Raw genomic sequence first — 18,613 nt, 5'->3', positions numbered from 1 at the left:
TAAGTACGTGCTGGAATAAGTATAGCCACAAAAAAACCGACGCTTTTGGCGTCGGTTTTTTTACTTCAGTCAGTTATCCGTGAGGGCATTCTGGTAGCGATGCAGCATAAACACCAGCCGCCCTACCGGCTCGGTCACCTGTGGCGGCGCTTGCCAGTGCTTGAGTTTTTCCTGATAAATATCCAGTTCTTCAAGCAGTTGGGTAAAGTAACGACGGCGTTTGTCGTCACTGCTGGCGGAAAGCACATGGTCGGCGGTACGACGCAGCTGACGGTGGAAGGCCGAGAGATCGTCGTTGATCGGCACCGGCGCGTTGCGCAGACGCTGGTGCGCGATGATCATGGTTAACGCCAGGCGGAACTTCGCTATGTCGCCCGGGAACTTGTTCAGCAGTAAAAACAGCTGCTGGTAGAGCGCGGGCAGGTGGTTCTCTTTACGACGCGCGGTATTGGTAGTCATCGACGACACGGCAGCCGATACAAACTGGTTCAGCAATACGCGCCCCGTCCGCGCCTGCGAGTTATCCCGGACCAGCAGAATCACCATCATCGCCAGGAAGCAGCCCACCAGCTGACCCAGCGCGCTGTCGAGGAACTGGCTGAAGTGGAAGGTCATCGGGTTATCCAGCACGATGATGTTAATCGTACTCGCCAGCGCCCCCAGCGATCCCAGGCGGCGCTTTTGCACTTCAATGCCGATAAAGAACGCCATCACCGCTAGGCTAATACAGAGCAGCAGCATGCTCTGCTGCGTCGACGGGATGATGACCAGGAAATAGAGCGCGCCTATCGGCAGCGCGGCGATGGTACCGTAGAGGAAATCAATGGCGACCATGCGCGGGTTAGGCAGACGCATCGCCAGTGCGGTCACGACGGCAATCATCACCATCGCGCCGCTGCCGGACGTCCAGCCCGTCCACAGCCAGAACAGCGTGCCGAGCATACAGGCAAGCGTGGTACGCCAGAAGTTGACCATCGCGTGATGGCGCTCGGCAGACTCCGCCTTGATCACCACTTCGCCCTGGAGCACCTCTTCTTCCGCCGCGCTGATTTTGGTGTTACCGATCACGCCGCGCTTAAGCAGCAGATAGCGCGTTGCGGCCCCAACCCAGGTGTAGATCGTCACCGGCGTCTCGCGCTCCCCGGTCCAGGCAATCACCCGGCGCATGCGCTTAAGTTGCTTATGCACGTCCTGCACGGTCTCTACCGGCTCGGCAAACAGCTCACGGAACGTGTCGGTGACTGCTTCCGGGCGGGTGTTCTGGATAAGATAGGTTTCGCAGGCCTGGGTAATCAGCGTTAAGGAGACGGTGTTCAGGGCTTTAAGGCGGCGATTCGCCCGCGCCCAGCGAGACGACTCCATATTGAGGTTGCTGCGCATCCCTTCCAGCGCCTGCGTACGACGAACCAGTCCGCTCCAGGCTTTATCCACCTCTTCGCTGTCGCCGTGTTTAATGCACAGCTGCATCAGCTGGTACTGGGCAACGATCAGCGCGTCCAGCTCGCGATCCACCTCTTGCTTGATCGAGCGCGGGGAGAAAAGCAGGTCAGCCACGATCGCGCAGACAATACCAATCACAATCTCGCTGCAGCGCTCCACGGCAAACTGCGGCGCGAGCAGCGGTTCGCTTTGGATGGTGATGACAATGATCAGCGCGGTATAGCCCGCCAGCCCCCAGGCGTAGGAGTTCTCGACTTTTACCAGAGACGAGACCCAGGTGCAGAAGCCCGCCCAGATGCAGCAGACCATTAGCATCAGCAGCGGCGTGCGGATCATCAGAATAATAATGGTCAGCGCCGCGAAACAGCCGATAAACGTCCCGATGATACGTAGCATCCCGCGATAGCGGATCGCACCAGAGTAGGGTTCTCCACCCGCGGCGAAGGCAGGGCCCGCCGCGACAATCGCGGCGGTCAGCACCGCCCAGCGAGGGGTTTCAAGCTGGAAGTGGAAGCCAACGAACAGCGCCAGCACGATGGCGCACGCCAGCTTCACGGCGAAGCGAATGTGCTGACTGGCGATGGAAAAGGTACCCATGGCGATTAACCAAACTCGCGCAGGCGATGGGCAATTTTACGGAAGAGGGAATCCTGGCTGGCATCCCGATCTTTTTCTCCGGTGATCACCACCGTCGCCGTGGTACCCGCTGGCCACAGGTTGCCCTGCTGCTCATCCAGATGAATACGTACCGGCACGCGCTGCGCCAGACGCACCCACTCCAGGTTAGAATCCACCGTCGCCATCCCTTTGGCATCGTTAGAGCTGCTGGAGTTGGTTACCCCTGCGGCAACGCTGTCGACAGTACCTTTAAAGACGCGGTTGCTGCCAAGCGGCGTGACTTCTGCGCGATAACCCGGACGAACGCCCTCCAGCTTGGTCTCTTCCATATAGGCGAGCACGTAGAAGGAGTTCTGTTTAACCAGCGCCACGGCGGTTGAGCCACGGGTGATAAACTCCCCGGCATAGACGTTCAGGTTGGTCACCCAGCCATCGGCCGGCGCGCGGATAACGGTCCGCTCCAGGTCGAGCTTCGCCAGATCGCGCGTTGCCTGCGCTTTCGCTAACTGGTGCAGCACGGTTTGCAGCACGTTGTTGGACTGGTCAATCTCTTCGCGGGACATGGCCTGAACGCCAAGCTGGTTACGACGGCCTGCCTCACGGCGTTTCTCTGCGGCCAGCGCCTGGTAATAGGCCACGTCTGCTTCTGCTTCCTCCAGCGCCTTCTGGTAACGAGGCTGGTCGATGGTGAACAGGACCTGATCTTTCTTCACCAGCTGGTTATCGTGAACGTTAACCGCCGTGATAAGGCCGGCCACGTCGGGGGCAATTGCCACCACATCGGCGCTAAAGCGCGCGTCACGCGTCCACGGTGATTCGGTGTAATAAACCCAGGCGCGAAAAATAGCGATGAACGCGAGGATAACCAGCGCCATGGTAATGGCGGTGCGGGAGATTTTTCTTGTTAGCGTTTTCACATCAACCTCAGACAAACATGCGCGATATCAGGTAAAACAGGCAGCAATACAGCGCGGTATTGAACAATGCAGGGTGCCAGACGAAATCGTAGATCCCAGTCGGGACCAGCACCTTGCGCACCAGCCAGAAGATCGCCAGTGATAAAAGAAGCTCGAAAAATATCGGTGGGAACGACAGACCGAACACCACGATAACGGGAAACAGACTCATGTTGACCTTGATAAGAGAGAGTGCAGGCTTCAGAATTTTTTAGCGCACGCCATCGCAGGAGAGCTAGAAACGCAGGGCGAGAATGGCGCAGCCGTTATGTAATTAATAATATATTAACGTAACTGTTATGCTGTTATCTATCATATGTGATCTAAATCACTTTTAAGCCAGAGTGAACAATGGAACGTTTAAAACGCATGTCCGTCTTCGCCAAAGTGGTTGAACTCGGCTCATTTACCGCCGCTGCGCGCCAGCTTCAGATGAGCGTCTCATCCATCAGCCAGACGGTGTCCAAACTGGAAGATGAGCTTCAGGTTAAGCTGCTCAACCGCAGCACCCGCAGCATCGGGTTGACGGAAGCCGGTAAAATTTACTATCAGGGCTGTCGCCGCATGCTGCATGAAGTGCAGGATGTTCACGAACAACTCTATGCCTTTAACAACACGCCCATCGGCACGCTGCGTATAGGGTGTTCTTCAACTATGGCACAAAATGTTCTCGCTGCCATGACGGCGGACATGCTGAAAGAGTACCCTGGGCTTACCGTCAATCTGGTGACGGGCATCCCTGCCCCAGACCTGATCGCCGATGGATTAGACGTGGTGATCCGCGTTGGCGCGTTGCAGGACTCCAGCCTGTTCTCGCGTCGCCTCGGGAGCATGCCGATGGTGGTCTGTGCCTCGAAGAGCTATCTGGCGCAGTACGGTGTGCCGGAGAAACCTGCCGATCTCGCTAACCACTCCTGGCTGGAGTACAGCGTCCGCCCCGATAATGAATTTGAGCTGATTGCTCCGGAAGGGATCTCCACCAGGCTGCTGCCGGAAGGCCGGTTCGTCACCAACGATCCGATGACCATTTCGCGCTGGCTGGTGGCCGGCGCCGGGATCGCCTACGTGCCGCTGATGTGGGTGATCAATGAGATCAACAGCGGCGTGCTGGAGATCCTCTTCCCGCGCTATCAGTCCGATCCACGCCCGGTCTACGCCCTGTATACCGAGAAGGACAAGCTGCCGCTGAAGGTGCAGGTTTGTATTAACTATCTGACGGACTATTTTGTCGACGTAGCAGAGCTGTTTCAGGGAATGCGCGGAAGAAGAAAGGAATAAATAATTAATTTCTGAAATATCCGCGCCATTAATATTTCAGGATGAAGCCGGCCTTCATCCAGGAATATTCTTTAGCTTCTATCAGGAATAGCGAATTGACACTGCCGCCGCCTGCCCTTTACCTTATAAACAGTCTGACATTCAGACTGTTATTATTTTGTTGCTGATTTGAATAATAAAATGTATTTCGCAGGATGACGTTAAACAAGGAAACGAAATGAATCTATTTGAACAAACACCGCCGTCACGCAGGCGCTACGGACTCGCCGCGTTCATTGGCTTAATTGCAGGAATTGTCTCCGCGTTTGTCAAATGGGGAGCCGAGGTGCCACTCCCGCCACGCAGTCCCACCGATTTATTTACCGGCGCATGCGGCCCTGAGCAATTAATAAGAGCCGCAGGCCAGATAGATTGCTCCCGCAATTTTTTAAATCCACCCTATGTTTTTTTACGCGACTGGCTGGGCGTAGTTGATCCTAACGCAGCAGTTTATACCTTTGCCGGACATATATTTAACTGGGTCGGCGTAACGCATATTATTTTCTCAATCGTCTTCGCGGTTGGGTATTGTGTCGTTGCTGAAGTCTTCCCGAAAATTAAACTCTGGCAGGGTTTGCTGGCGGGTGCATTGGCACAGCTTTTTGTACACATGCTCTCCTTCCCGCTGATGGGGCTGACGCCACCGCTGTTTGATCTGCCCTGGTATGAACACGTGTCAGAGATCGTGGGTCATCTGGTCTGGTTCTGGTCGATCGAAATCATTCGACGTGACTTGCGTAACCGCATTACTCACGAGCCGGATCCGGAGATCCCGCTGGGTAACTTACGTTAAAAAAATGGCGCTACATCTGTAGCGCCATTTTTTATGTTTGCTCAGGTCAGGCCGTGCCGCCCACCGTCAGATTATCCACTTTCAGCGTTGGCTGACCCACGCCAACCGGCAGGCTCTGGCCTTCTTTACCGCAGACGCCCACGCCGTTATCCAGCTTCAGATCGTTACCAACCATGGAAATCTGCTGCATGGCTTCAATGCCGGAGCCAATCAGCGTCGCGCCTTTCACCGCTTTGGTCACTTTGCCCTTCTCGATCAGATACGCTTCTGAAGTCGAGAAGACAAACTTACCGGAGGTGATATCCACCTGGCCGCCGCCAAAGTTTGGCGCAAAGATACCGTAATCCACGGATTCGATAATCTCCTGCGGCGTGGATTTGCCCGGCAGCATATAGGTGTTGGTCATGCGCGGCATCGGCAGGTGCGCGTAAGATTCACGGCGGCCGTTACCCGTTGGCGCTACGCCCATCAGGCGCGCGTTGAGTTTGTCCTGCATGTAGCCTTTCAGAACGCCGTTTTCGATCAGCACGTTGTACTGGCCTGGCGTACCTTCATCGTCGATAGAAATCGAGCCGCGGCGGTCAAGCATGGTGCCATCATCCACTACGGTGCAAAGCTCAGAGGAGACGAGCTGTCCGATCTGGCCGCTGAACACGGACGTCCCACGACGGTTAAAATCGCCTTCCAGACCGTGGCCCACCGCTTCGTGCAGCAGCACGCCCGGCCAGCCTGCGCCCAGCACCACCGGGAATGTCCCGGCCGGCGCCGCAACAGCATTAAGATTCACCAGCGCCATGCGCACGGCTTCTTTAGCCCACGCGTCAGCGCGCGCTTCGCCGTCAACATCACCCAGGAACCAGTCATAGCCGAAACGACCGCCGCCGCCGCTTGAGCCGCGCTCGCGTTTGCCGTTGTCATCGACCTGCACGCTGATGGAGAGACGCACCAGCGGACGCACATCGGCCGCAAGCGTACCGTCCGTTGCCGCCACCAGAATCAGTTCATACACACCGCTCAGGCTGGCGGAGACTTCCTGAACACGTTTGTCGGCAGCGCGCGCCACTTTATCCACGCGGCGCAGGATGTCCAGCTTCTCTTCGCGGCTCATGCTCTGCAGCGGGTCGATGCTGGTATAAAGCGCGGAGTGCTGCACTTCACCCAGGGTTTTTACGCGACCGTCGCCGGTATCGCGCACAATGGTACGCGCGGCCTGAGCGCTCTGCTCAAGCGCGGCCAGGCTAATCTGGTCGGCATAGGCAAAACCGGTTTTTTCGCCGCTGATGGCGCGCACGCCGACGCCCTGGTCAATGTTATATGAGCCATCTTTGATGATGCTGTCTTCTAAAACCCAGGATTCGTGATAGCTCGACTGGAAATAGAGATCGCCGTAGTCGAGACGGCGTTCGGTCAGTTGACCAAGAATGGAGAACAGGTCCTGATGGCTCAGGCCGTTCGCTGCGAGCAAATGTTCACTTACCAGGTTCAGACTCATCGTATTGCTACTCGTTCGTTGCCGCCCGTGGCGGTATAAAGATCGTATTTATTGAGAGTGAGGCAATTACCAGCCCACGTCAAATCATTGCTGTGCATCTTTGCGCGGCTGGCGCAGCACCTCGTTAATCTGCGGTTTATCCACCGGACCGGTAATGCGGTAGCGCAGAATGGAGACCTTGCTCCACAGCGGCCCCAGCACTTTACTGGCGGCAAACACCGCCGCACCGACAATCGGGTTAACCACAAAGGCCGCCGCCACGCCCACGCTGGCGGAAATTTCCGGCGCCACCACGGCTTCCATATCCAGCTCGCGACGCACGAGGTTGACCGAGCCTTTCATGGCGATGTCCGCTTCCAGCCCATCCACCAGCGTGTCGTCCGTGTGCAGAACGCCGTCCTTGATCCACGCCGTACTGCGGATGGAATCGTAATAGAAACCTTCGCTGAAGGTGTCGCTGAAATCGAAGCGCAGCTTGCGAAGCAGCGCATCAAAACTCAGCAGGCGCAGGATCTGCCCGGCACGCCCCGTGCTCACATCGGCGATTTCACCTTTGCCAAAGTGTGTTTTCAGAATACCGTTCAGTGACGCTTCGTCCGGTGTCCACGGCGCGGCACGCCAGTGAAGATCGTAATTAACGTTAAACGAGGAGCCGCGCAGCGGCGTGCTGATGCCAAAGAAGTTGGCTGCCGCATCCAGCTTGTTGCCTTTAATGTCGCCCTTCAGGGACGTGCGCTGCTCGCCCGGGTTATTCACCCACTCTCCACCCGCCGTCATGCGGCCAAAGCCGGTGTCGATCAATCCGCCGGAGAGCTTGAGCGTATTCCCTTGGATGGCAAAATCACCGTCGATACGGCCATATTTTTGCCCCCACAGCCAGCACTCCGCGCAGCGCAGCTGCAGATCGGGCCAGCCGCTAAAATCGACGCGGGTAGTATTACTCAGCGGCGATGTATTCGCCGGTTTATCTTTACTCGCGGCAGCCGGATTGTAGTAGAGATAGCGGATCGCTGCCTGCCACGGCGCGTTATTGCGCATGGTCAGCGTGCCGTTGATTTCCCGGCCCTGCGCCTCCACTTTTGAGCCGTTAGCGGTTGGCTGGGAGACAATGCTCAGATTGTTCCACTGCTGTCCGCCCAGCATCAGCGACGGCGTGCGTACGGTAATGGTCTGCGGGAACTGGGCGGCCTCATCAACGTTTTGCCCAACGCCTTTCTGGAACAGCGCCAGCCACTCCGCACCGTCCATCGGCGGGAGATTCAGCTCAACGCCCGCATGCTCAGGCAACGGCGGCGTGGTTTTGCTGTCCGTCGTCCAGATGGCTCTGTCGAGGGTAAGCTTGCGGTTAAGCAGCCAGCGGCTGTTAAAGTGGTTTGTTCCGCCCGCACTTCCGGTCAGCGCGAAGCTGTCCAGATTGCCATCCACGTTAAGCTTCACCGGCAGCGGCTGTCCGGCCTGTTTATCCAGCGGCGCAGGCAGCTGGCTTTGAAGATTCTTCAGGTCACCCGTAATGTCGACCTTATAGTGTGCACCCGCGTGATAAGGCAGGTCGATTGCCACTTTGCCCTGCCAGGCGACCGCGCCCGCTACTGACGCCTCAATCGGCTTCGGCAGGACGTCCATACGCGACGGCTGCCAGTTGCCGTCCAGATTAACGGCCACCTGATAAGCCTTTTGCCCCTCGGCTGTTGAGAAGTCGATATTCACCGGCTGATTAAACCAGCTGGCGGTCAGCGGCTCGCTTTTCAAATTACCGTTCACAAAGCTGAACTGTCCGCTGAGGTCTTTCAGGGTGCTATCAAGCGGTTTAATGTACAGGCTGTTGTGCTTCAGACGGACGTCACCTTTGGCGGTGGTCATTTCACCGTCCAGCGGGATATCAAGATGTAAGCGAGCATTCACATCGCCATCGAGCTGGAGCTGCTGAAGGGTCGCCGCCAGCGACTCTTTGAGTGGCGTCTCCTCAAAGTACGGCCCCACCGCTTTCCCCGGGCCGTTGATGTCGGCATCAATCAGCAGCTTCTCTTTTGAGTAGTCCGGGATGTTGGCCGTCAGGTTGCTGGCCGTTACGCCTCCCAGCGCAACGCTGTCCGCCTTCATCCATAATCCGTCGTTGAGGAAGTTAAGCTCGATATCCAGGTTTTTCAGCGCGGGCCAGCCCGGCTGGAACGCGAAGGTGGCGTCGTGCAGCGGCACCAGCACCTGGAACTGCCCCTCATTATGTTTGTACGGGAAAAGATGCGGGTTACCGCCGTAGACCAGCGTGGCGTTTTCCGCCTGACCGCCCTGAATTGCGCCGCTCAGATAGTCGACCAGCGCTTTACCCATCAGATTTTCCGGGAAATAGCGCCAGGCCTGAGAACCGTCATCGGTACTGATCCCGGCCAGAATGCCCAGCCACGGTTCGTCACCCTGCGGCTGTAAATAGCGGAAGTCACCCCGCGCGTGTACCGCTTTGGCTTTGACGTCGATATGGCGACCATCAAGCTGGAAGCCCTTATCGTTACGGAGCCAGTTAAGCACCGCGCTGCCCTGTTCAATTTCCAGCGGCGCGCGGAAGACCGTCTCGTAAGGCATTTTAGCGTTGTGCATATCGGCCGTCAGCCTGCCGTTCTCCACGCTGCCTTCCAGCTTGCCGCTGAAATGCTCCGCGCCCGGCAGCATCTTCCACTGCTTCCAGGCAAGATCTTTCCATGTTGCCTGGAAACGGGTTTTTTCCGTCGCCTGAAGCGGGATATCCAGCGCCAGAGAATCAATTTTTCCGCTCGGCTGCGTTGCCAGCCAGATCTCGCCCAGGTCCGGAGAGAGCTTTGCCGCCATGGAGCGCAGGCCTTCAATGGCCGCCAGATCCAGGTTGCTGGCGCGGATGCGCAGCTCATCGCTGCGTTTATTCGCCGCGCCGCCCACGTCCTGCTCCGGCATCCAGGCCAGCGTCAGCGCACCGCGCGGCCACGGCTTGCCGTCCATCGTGATGCGCGTATCCGGGATGGCGAACTGCCAGCCCTCTTTTTCCTGCGTCACGTGCGCGGTGAGGTTATCAACGGAAAGCTGATGCTGCTGTCTTTCACCCTTCCAGCTCGCGCCCCCTTGCTTCAGCCAGATATCGCCGCTGGCAAATTTCCCTTTCGTCAGGGTCATCCAGCCCTCAAGGCTGAAACGGGCGGTTTCCAGCTGCATGTTTTGCTGCAGCCAGTCGCCGAGCCAGGGCTTTACATCCACATCGTCGGCCTGCAGCCAGACTTTGCCGTTGTTTAACAGGCCGTCATCGTCACGCAAGTCCATACGCACCTGCATGACGCCGTGCTGGCCGTTCAGGCTGGAAAGATTGACCTGCCCCTCGGCGCGGTGTCGATCCTTGCCGTTAAGCCAGGTCAGCTGCGGGATCGCCAGTTCGGCGCGCTGGCCAGAAAGGGTAATAAAGCTCACTTCGCTGTCGCGCAGATCGAAATGATCGAACTGGCGGAGGAAGAGATCGCTGAAGCGGTTGGCTTCCAGGCCCTGATTGTTATCACCGCCCGTCAGCGGCGTATTGGTCAGAAACTGGAGTTGATAAAAGGTGAGATCGCGAAACTGCCAGCGCAGATGCAACAGGCTTTGCCAGACGTCCAGCGCCAGGGTTACGCGTTTGATTTTGAGATGACCGCCATCTTTCAGGCTGGCCTTGATGTCACGGACATCCAGCGTCGGGCCAAAATTCTGCCAGCTGGCGCTAACCTGGCTTACGTCGACCGGCACGCCGGTGGTGGATTCGATTTTCGCCAGCAGCTGCGGACGCCAGCTGTCCAGATGCGGTAAAACGAGGCGTAGCCCGCTCACGAGCAACGCGACAATCACGACCAGCGTTGCCCCTGTAAGCACTAAAATCCCCGGCAATCGCCTCACGCATCTCTCCTTGTCAGCTTTCGTCACGCAGCGTACTGCGTTTTACATCATTACGACGTCAAACTGCTCCTGGTTATAGAGCGGTTCAATTTGTACTTTTACCTGTTTGCCGACAAAGATTTCCACTTCCGCCAGCGCGTGCGACTCTTCGCCTTTCAGGGCTTCAGCCACCGCAGGGGAAGCATAGACCAGAAAACGGTCTGAGTCGTAGGCATGATGGACACGGACAATTTCACGCATGATCTCGTAGCAGACCGTCTCCACCGTCTTTACCGTTCCGCGTCCATGGCAGGTTGGACACTCATTACACAGGACATGTTCCACGCTTTCGCGGGTCCGTTTCCGGGTCATTTCCACCAGGCCTAGCTGCGAGAAGCCATTGATGCTGGTCTTCACGCGATCTTTACTCAGCGCCTGCTCCAGCGAGTGCAGCACACGACGACGATGGTCTTCATTACTCATATCGATAAAGTCGATGATGATAATGCCGCCGAGGTTGCGCAGACGAAGCTGACGCGCAATCGCCTGCGTGGCTTCGATGTTGGTGTTGAAGATGGTGTCGTCCAGATTGCGATGACCGACAAACGCGCCGGTATTGATATCGACGGTGGTCATCGCTTCGGTCTGATCGATGATCAGATAGCCGCCGGACTTCAGTTCGACCTTGCGTTCTAGCGCTCGCTGGATCTCGTTTTCGACATCATAGAGATCGAAGATCGGCTGACGCCCGGTGTAATGCTCCAGCAGGCCCGGCATTTCCGGGATGTATTCAGCGGTAAACTCCAGAAGCGCTTCATACGTCAGGCGAGAGTCCACGCGAATGCGGTCGAGTTGGGCATCGGCAAAGTCACGCAGCACGCGCTGCGCAAGCGCCAGCTCACCGTACAGCTGGTAGCGAGTCTGGTTGCGTTTTTTACGCTCCATCACTTTGGTCCAGACGCGCTTCAGGTAAGCCGCATCCGACGCCAGGTCTTCTTCGCTGATCCCTTCTGCAGCGGTACGGATAATAAACCCGCCCTGTTCATCGCAGTAGGCACTGACCACTTTCTTCAGCCGCTCGCGCTCGCTTTCGCTCTCAATACGCTGCGAAACGCCCACGTGCGACGCGCCGGGCATAAAGACCAGATAGCGGGAAGGTAAGGTAATGTCGGTGGTCAGACGGGCACCTTTGGTGCCAAGGGGATCTTTCACCACCTGCACCATTAAGTCCTGACCCTGACGCACCAGCTCGGAAATGTCGCGCACGGCAAACTGCTTTTGCTCTTCGCCCGCGACGCATTCGGTGTGCGGCATGATGTCGGAGGCATGTAAAAATGCCGCCTTATCCAGTCCAATATCTACAAAAGCCGCCTGCATACCCGGTAGTACACGACTGACACGACCTTTGTAGATATTGCCTACTATTCCGCGCCGCGCTTCACGCTCAATATGAATTTCCTGAAGAATGCCACCGTCAATATAGGCCACACGGGTTTCCGATGGCGTTACGTTTACCAACAATTCAGCCGTCATAATTATCCCTTCCCTCACGCAGTGAGTTAAAATTGCTCAGCAACTCATACGTTTCCACCAGCGGTAAGCCGACTACGGCGTGATAGCTGCCATTAATCTTCCTGACAAAACAGCCACCCAACCCTTGAATACCGTATGCACCTGCTTTATCCATCGGTTCACCGCTGGCAATATAAGCGGCGATCTCGTCGTCGGTAATCACTCTGAACGTGACATCCGTAACCACCAGGCAATCCAGCACGTGCTGGCTGTCCGCCAGCGCGACGGCCGTCATCACCTGGTGCGTTTGCCCGGACATCTTGCGCAGCATGCGCGCCGCATGGTCGGCGTCATGCGGTTTCTCGAGGACTTCACCGTTAAGGATAACGATGGTATCTGCTCCCAGCACGGGCAGATCGCGCGGCACACAGGCCACGCCCGCCTGCGCTTTCTCGCGTGCCAGGCGAGACACGTACTGCTGAGCACTTTCGCCCTCAGCACGTTTTTCTTCAATGCCGGTCACGATGCGTTCAAAAGAGACCCCTAACTGCGTCAGGAGTTCCTGACGGCGCGGGGAGCCGGAAGCAAGATACAGAGACGTCATAGAAACCTTTTATTGCACAGCAAACTGCTGGCGAACCTTACGCATCAGCAGGAATAGCCACGGCCAGAGCACACCGTTTACTACACTACTCCAGAACACTTCCGGTCGGAAAGAGACGTTGATCACTAAAAACTCTGCCCAGAAAACAACGATATCCGCAGCAAGCGACAACAGCATCACGACCAGGGCCTGTTGCCAGAGCGCGAGGTTACGGAAGAGCTGGAATTTCAGTGCGACGAGGTACGCAATAATGCTCATGGACAGGGCGCGCACGCCCAGCGTAGAGCCACTAATGAGATCCAGTATGGCACCCATCACAAAACCCGTGCCGACATTTACGCGATGCGGCAGGGCAAGGATCCAGTAAAGTAAAATGAGCAAGACCCAGTTTGGCCGGAAAACGAGAATGTTATCCGGCCAGGGCATAATCTGCAGCAACAGTGCAATGAGGAACGAGAGCCAGATGACCCAGCGTCCCTGGCTACGATAGCTTGCCACTACTGCCCTCCCGAAGAGAGTTTAGGCGGTGGCGGCGCATCAGGCTGCGGCTGCGTTAACCCGGTTGCCGGCGCAGGCACGGGCGCAGGCGGCCCCATAGAGTCCGCTGGCGGAAGAACCTGCGGCATCATCTGCATCAGGCGTTCATTCGCCACGCGATGCACCTCTTCAGGCGTCATCGGGTTAGCACCGTTACGATCGGCACCCCAGAGCAGCAGCAGGTAGCGCAGACGCTGTAAACCGGCGGTTGGACGGGCCTGAATCACAGTGTATGCACGCTGCGTATCCAGCTTAACCGAAGAGACCACCGCAACCGGGTAACCTTCAGGGAAGCGTCCACCGAGACCGGACGTCACCAGCACGTCGCCGACACGGATGTCCGTGTTAGCAGGCAGATGTTCCAGCTGCAGATCGTCCGTGCAGCCGTTACCGGCCGCAATCACGCGGATATCGTTACGCAGGACCTGGATCGGCAGCGCGTGGGTGGCGTCGCAAATCAGCAGCACGCGGCTGGTCAGTTTGGCGACAGCAACGACCTGGCCTACTACGCCCTTATCACTGATGACGGGCTGACCTTCATACACCCCGTTCACGCTCCCTTTGTCGATCACAACCTGATCGCTGTAAGGGTCGTTCACGGTGGAGATCACCTGGGTAACCATCTTCTGCTCGTCCTGACGCAGCGGCGAGCCGAGCAGTTCACGCAGACGCGCGTTTTCCTGCTTGTATTGCCCCAGCATCAGCAGTTCGCTGTTTTTCAACAGCAGTTCCTGGCGTAATGCCCGGTTTTCAAGTTCGAGCTGGTCTCGTGAAGACAGCGTTTGAGAAACGGAGTCGAGCAGTTCACGGGGACCATTTGATATAAAGTAGAAAGGACTGACGGCGGTATCCATGTACGTTCGGATCTGGCTGAACGTACCGAGGCGGCTATCGGCAATAATGACGCCAAGCGCAACCAGAACCGCCAGAATGAGGCGAAACTGTAGCGATGGGCCACGGCTAAAAATTGGCTTCATAGGCTATGCGTATTCTCGTGTCAGAGAGAAAGGGTAGCGATTCGCTACCCTTTCACCATGACTACTCTTCGCTGAACAAGTCGCCGCCGTGCATGTCGATCATTTCCAGCGCCTTGCCACCACCGCGGGCGACGCAAGTCAGTGGATCTTCTGCAACTACGACAGGAATACCTGTCTCTTCCATCAACAGGCGGTCGAGGTTACGCAGCAGCGCACCACCACCGGTCAGAACCATACCGCGCTCGGAGATGTCGGACGCCAGTTCTGGTGGGCACTGTTCCAGCGCAACCATTACCGCGCTCACGATGCCCGTCAGTGGTTCCTGCAGTGCTTCCAGAATTTCGTTGGAGTTCAGGGTAAAGCCGCGTGGAACACCTTCCGCCAGGTTACGGCCACGCACTTCGATCTCACGCACTTCATCGCCCGGATACGCAGAACCGATTTCGTGTTTGATACGCTCTGCGGTGGCTTCACCGATCAGAGAGCCGTAGTTACGGCGCACGTAATTGATGATGGCTTCATCAAAGCGGTCACCACCGATACGTACGGAGGAGGAGTACACCACGCCGTTCAGTGAGATAACGGCCACTTCAGTGGTACCACCACCGATATCCACCACCATAGAACCGGTGGCTTCAGAAACAGGCAGACCCGCACCGATTGCCGCAGCCATTGGCTCTTCAATCAGGAACACTTCACGTGCGCCTGCACCCTGGGCAGATTCACGGATTGCGCGACGTTCTACCTGGGTTGCGCCAACCGGCACACACACCAGAACACGCGGGCTTGGGCGCATGAAGCTGTTGCTGTGAACCTGCTTGATGAAGTGCTGAAGCATTTTTTCAGTCACGAAGAAATCAGCGATAACGCCGTCTTTCATTGGGCGAATAGCGGCGATGTTGCCAGGGGTACGACCCAGCATCTGCTTCGCGTCATGACCCACTGCGGCCACGCTTTTCGGCGAGCCTGCACGATCCTGACGAATGGCCACAACAGAAGGCTCATTCAATACGATGCCTTGTCCTTTTACATAAATGAGGGTATTCGCGGTACCCAGGTCAATGGACAGGTCATTGGAAAACATGCCACGAAATTTTTTCAACATACTAAGGGATAATCCTGAAAGCTGGGGCGGAAAACAAAATCCGCTTACTTTACCAACCACACGCAGCAGCGACAAGGCGCAAAAATCATCTGCAACGGTGAAAATTTGTGCAGTACGTTTCCTGTTGTTACAAATTCATCCCCTGACTCCCTCAGGGCTGAGTAAACAGTCGTGTTCCTCACTGATATTTGTAACCCATTAAAGGTCGTTCACTGGCTTTTTGCTCGACATACTCAAAGCTACAGGCGCGATATTCTACGTGAAAACAACGTAAACGGCAGGTCAAACAGAGTATCTTTGCAAATATTTTTTCACGTTGGTGTCAAGCGGCTGAGAGGCGGCAAAAAAATCGCCCTGACCGCCCGTCACTCCGCGCTCTGTTAACATCTGCCATTCGCCTCTGGAGCGCACGCCTGTGGCAAATACCTGTGTTCGCGTTCCCTTACACGCTTCAACCAGACTCTGAACCAGCAGCTGGTTTTCCGTGCGCTTCTCAATATTCCTTACCAGCCCCGGATGTAGCTTTAATAGCTCCACATCCAGCTCCTTGATCCAGCTGGTACTGACCAGCGTTAAACCCGCCTGCGTTACCGCGACACGGGCACCGAGCGCGTTGATCAAACGGACCACTGGACGCAACCGGCTGATGTGTTGACCCACATCCGCCTCAGCAAGTTCAAAAATAATGCGTTTGCGTTGCGATTTTTCGCATTGCATTAATGTATCACGCAGCCAGCGCTGAAAACGCGGGCGTATTAATGACTCAACGGTAACCTGTAACGCCAGATTCTCTTCAGGCCAGAATGATAAAAATGGAATCAAGCGTGTAATTTGCTGGCGGTCATACTCTTCGGAGAGCCCAAATTGCAGAACCATCGGCAGATATTCAGCAGAAATAACCTCTTCCGTCCCGTCGAAAATACGGCACATCAATTCCCGGTGGTGGACAAAACCGTTCTTCATGACCGCCGGTTTTTGATAAATACGCGGCCCGCCGCGACTCAGCATTTGCTCAATCAAAGTACGCCAGCGCACGTTTCCACGCCCTTTTTCAGGCAGCGAATCATCATAGATCGCCCATCCGTTCGCCCCTTGCAATACCGCGTTGCGGGTGGCCGCTTCCGCATGCTCCATCACCTGCTCTGTCGACTGTCCGCCGCGCCAGGCGCAAATCCCCATATGGACCATATCGTCTCTGTCGAGCATTTTGCTCTGCGGCAGCGCGTCGACGGCCTTAAGTAGCTGGCTGGCAATACTTTCTGATTCCTTCAACGTGCGATGCGGCAGCAATACGGCAAAGTCGCTGCGGTGGTAGCGGGCCAGCAGCGCCCCCGGATAGCGCATAATAAAGGTGGAGAGCAGGTTGATCAGCGTAAAGAGATTTTCTTCCGCCGCCCGCTGGCCCCATGTGTCGCGCAGCAGATCGAAATCGGGCAGGCGAATCATCATCACCACCCCGTGCGTGCCCACTTTTTCCGGGTCGTCGAGCAGCGTGGCGAGTTGATTGTCAAAGAAAAGGCGGTTGTTCAGGCCGGTTTTATTATCCTGCGCGGCATAAGAGCGGATCAGCGTATCCATTCGGCTGCGCTGGTCGCTGGCAAACTGGATCTCTGAGAGCAGCGTATCCAGCGCGCTGCTGGCGCGTGAGGGCCATTCATGGACCGAGCCGCGAACCTGCGGGCCGCGTTCACCGTTCAGGATACGCACGGAGCGGATCTCCAGCAGTTCCTGGCCTGAAAGCTGGCGGCGCAGCCAGCGGACCGCGAGAAAAATCAGCAAAATAATGAAGGCGACGGCAACAGTGAGCGGCGCGGTGGTCATCATAGAACGGAAATAGCTGGCCATCGGATCGAGGTAGACCATGTGTATGGTCATCCCCGGATTTTTGAGGGAGTGTACCGTTACTTCCCGATACTGACTCACCACGCCCGCAGGTCGATAGCTGTCCTGTCGTTCATGGCTTAAAACCGGATGCTTTCCCTGCTGGATGTCGACCTGAATAATATCAACCGGCACCATCAACTCATCCAGCTCCCGGGATAGCTCAGGAAGTGGAGTGGTCAACAGACGCGTATCAATGACCGACGCAACGGACTGCACCCGGTTGACCAGTTTGTCCTGAATGGCGTTATAAAAGCTCAGAGAGCAACCAAGAAGCGTGACGAAGATGGTAAGCCCCGTCAGCAGGGTGATAAAAGCCGAGAACTTCGTCGTTAATCGCATCCTTGAGATTACTCCGTGGGTTGATGGGGTAGCGAGTAAGCGCTAACTTGCATTTCAAATGCGGCATACTACCAAACCTGGCGTATCTGGCAATTTATTGCGTTAAATCGGCATTGCTTTACCCTGAGCGAGTATAGTCTTCAGGAACTCTTTTCCAATCATCTGAGCCGTGAGGACCCCGTATGCAGGCTTTAATCTTAGAACAGCAGGACGGCAAAACGCTTGCCTCAGTACAGGCCGTAGAAGAGACTCGCCTGCCGGAAGGCGACGTCACCGTCGACATCGACTGGTCCAGTTTAAATTATAAAGATGCGCTGGCGATCACCGGCAAGGGTAAAATCATCCGAAATTTCCCTATGGTGCCGGGTATTGATTTTGCTGGCCGGGTTCATAGCAGCGAAGATCCCCGTTTTCATGCGGGCCAGCAGGTGCTGCTCACCGGCTGGGGCGTGGGCGAAAATCACTGGGGCGGGCTGGCAACGCAGGCGCGCGTGAAGGGCGACTGGCTGGTGCCTATGCCGAAAGGCATAGATGGTCGCAAAGCGATGATCGTTGGTACCGCAGGCTTTACCGCCATGCTGTGCGTGATGGCGCTGGAAGAGGCGGGTGTTCGCCCCGAGTCGGGTGAAATTGTTGTTACCGGGGCCAGCGGTGGCGTGGGCAGCACGGCGGTCACGCTGCTGCACAAGCTGGGTTATCAGGTTGCGGCGGTTTCTGGCCGTGAAAGCACGCATGATTATCTGCGCCAGCTCGGCGCCAGCCGCATTCTTGGCCGCGATGAGTTTGCCGAGACCCGCCCGCTGGAAAAACAGGTCTGGGCAGGTGCAGTGGATACCGTCGGTGACAAGGTGCTGGCAAAAGTCCTGGCGCAGATGAACTACGGCGGCTGCGTGGCAGCCTGCGGCCTGGCCGGGGGATTTGCCCTGCCAACGACCGTCATGCCATTTATTCTGCGTAACGTCCGCCTGCAGGGCGTGGATTCCGTGATGACGCCTGCGGCTCGCCGTGCAGAGGCATGGGAGCGTCTGGTGCGCGATTTGCCGGAATCGTTCTATACCCAGAGCGCTACCGAAATTACGCTCAGCCAGGCACCTGAATATGCCAGTAAGATCATGGATAACCAGTTCCACGGCCGCGCGCTGGTGAAAATCGCCTAATCTTCAAATTTTCGTGACATA

At 56.6% G+C, this 18,613-nt stretch carries 14 protein-coding genes; 3 read left to right on the top strand and 11 right to left on the bottom strand.

Annotated elements, in window-relative coordinates; translation table 11 throughout:
• Nucleotides 1-69 precede the first annotated feature (69 nt).
• Genes aaeB through aaeX form a run of 3 tightly spaced genes read right to left on the bottom strand, consistent with a single transcriptional unit; the run spans nt 70 to nt 3,186 of the window.
• On the bottom strand, nt 70-2,037 hold the full coding sequence (gene aaeB, locus INF73_RS04250; RefSeq protein WP_193541600.1) for a p-hydroxybenzoic acid efflux pump subunit AaeB: 1,968 nt from the start codon (nt 2,035-2,037) through the stop codon (nt 70-72).
• Nucleotides 2,038-2,042: 5 nt separating this feature from the next.
• Nucleotides 2,043-2,975, bottom strand: coding sequence for a p-hydroxybenzoic acid efflux pump subunit AaeA (gene aaeA / locus INF73_RS04245; RefSeq protein ID WP_028014599.1), 933 nt, complete (start codon nt 2,973-2,975; stop codon nt 2,043-2,045).
• A gap of 7 nt (nt 2,976-2,982) precedes the next feature.
• On the bottom strand, nt 2,983-3,186 hold the full coding sequence (gene aaeX, locus INF73_RS04240) for a p-hydroxybenzoic acid efflux pump operon protein AaeX (protein WP_003860416.1): 204 nt from the start codon (nt 3,184-3,186) through the stop codon (nt 2,983-2,985).
• Between the two features lie 179 nt (nt 3,187-3,365).
• Here aaeX and aaeR point away from each other — a divergent pair, with 179 nt between their 5' ends.
• Both aaeR and INF73_RS04230 read left to right on the top strand, forming a co-directional pair.
• A complete protein-coding gene (gene aaeR / locus INF73_RS04235) occupies nt 3,366-4,292 on the top strand; it encodes an HTH-type transcriptional activator AaeR (protein ID WP_028014600.1) in 927 nt (308 codons plus the stop codon).
• A gap of 217 nt (nt 4,293-4,509) precedes the next feature.
• Nucleotides 4,510-5,124 carry a YagU family protein gene (locus tag INF73_RS04230; protein WP_032644925.1) on the top strand — a complete coding sequence of 205 codons (615 nt, stop codon included), beginning with the start codon at nt 4,510-4,512 and terminating at the stop codon, nt 5,122-5,124.
• A 46-nt stretch (nt 5,125-5,170) separates the two neighbouring features.
• Here the strand turns inward: INF73_RS04230 and tldD are convergent, their stop codons facing one another.
• The 8 genes from tldD to csrD all read right to left on the bottom strand — a co-directional run bounded on the left by tldD (nt 5,171) and on the right by csrD (nt 17,435).
• Complete coding sequence (gene tldD / locus INF73_RS04225; protein WP_193541598.1) at nt 5,171-6,616, bottom strand: metalloprotease TldD; 1,446 nt, start codon at nt 6,614-6,616, stop codon at nt 5,171-5,173.
• 84 nt (nt 6,617-6,700) lie between these two features.
• Nucleotides 6,701-10,498, bottom strand: coding sequence for an AsmA2 domain-containing protein YhdP (gene yhdP / locus INF73_RS04220; protein ID WP_193541596.1), 3,798 nt, complete (start codon nt 10,496-10,498; stop codon nt 6,701-6,703).
• Nucleotides 10,499-10,540: 42 nt separating this feature from the next.
• Nucleotides 10,541-12,010, bottom strand: a complete 1,470-nt coding sequence (gene rng, locus INF73_RS04215; RefSeq protein ID WP_008502847.1) for a ribonuclease G — start codon at nt 12,008-12,010, stop codon at nt 10,541-10,543.
• Nucleotides 12,000-12,593, bottom strand: coding sequence for a nucleoside triphosphate pyrophosphatase (locus INF73_RS04210; RefSeq protein ID WP_028014604.1), 594 nt, complete (start codon nt 12,591-12,593; stop codon nt 12,000-12,002). Before INF73_RS04210 ends, rng begins: the two co-directional genes overlap by 11 nt.
• Before the next feature lie 9 nt (nt 12,594-12,602).
• Complete coding sequence (gene mreD / locus INF73_RS04205) at nt 12,603-13,091, bottom strand: rod shape-determining protein MreD (protein WP_008502849.1); 489 nt, start codon at nt 13,089-13,091, stop codon at nt 12,603-12,605.
• Nucleotides 13,091-14,107 carry a rod shape-determining protein MreC gene (gene mreC, locus INF73_RS04200; RefSeq protein WP_028014605.1) on the bottom strand — a complete coding sequence of 339 codons (1,017 nt, stop codon included), beginning with the start codon at nt 14,105-14,107 and terminating at the stop codon, nt 13,091-13,093. The genes mreD and mreC overlap by 1 nt, the downstream gene beginning before the upstream one ends.
• 61 nt (nt 14,108-14,168) lie before the next feature.
• Complete coding sequence (gene mreB, locus INF73_RS04195; RefSeq protein ID WP_000913396.1) at nt 14,169-15,212, bottom strand: rod shape-determining protein MreB; 1,044 nt, start codon at nt 15,210-15,212, stop codon at nt 14,169-14,171.
• Nucleotides 15,213-15,494: 282 nt separating this feature from the next.
• Complete coding sequence (gene csrD, locus INF73_RS04190; protein WP_193541594.1) at nt 15,495-17,435, bottom strand: RNase E specificity factor CsrD; 1,941 nt, start codon at nt 17,433-17,435, stop codon at nt 15,495-15,497.
• A 182-nt stretch (nt 17,436-17,617) separates the two neighbouring features.
• On the opposite strand from csrD, the gene INF73_RS04185 reads away from it, so the two are divergent.
• A complete protein-coding gene (locus INF73_RS04185; RefSeq protein WP_041907830.1) occupies nt 17,618-18,592 on the top strand; it encodes an MDR family oxidoreductase in 975 nt (324 codons plus the stop codon).
• Nucleotides 18,593-18,613 lie beyond the last annotated feature (21 nt).

This window comes from Enterobacter cloacae complex sp. P6RS, assembly GCF_014982245.1.
GTDB lineage: Bacteria > Pseudomonadota > Gammaproteobacteria > Enterobacterales > Enterobacteriaceae > Enterobacter > Enterobacter bugandensis.
Note: the sequence above shows the minus strand (reverse complement) of the source record. Positions and strands in the feature narration are given on the sequence as shown.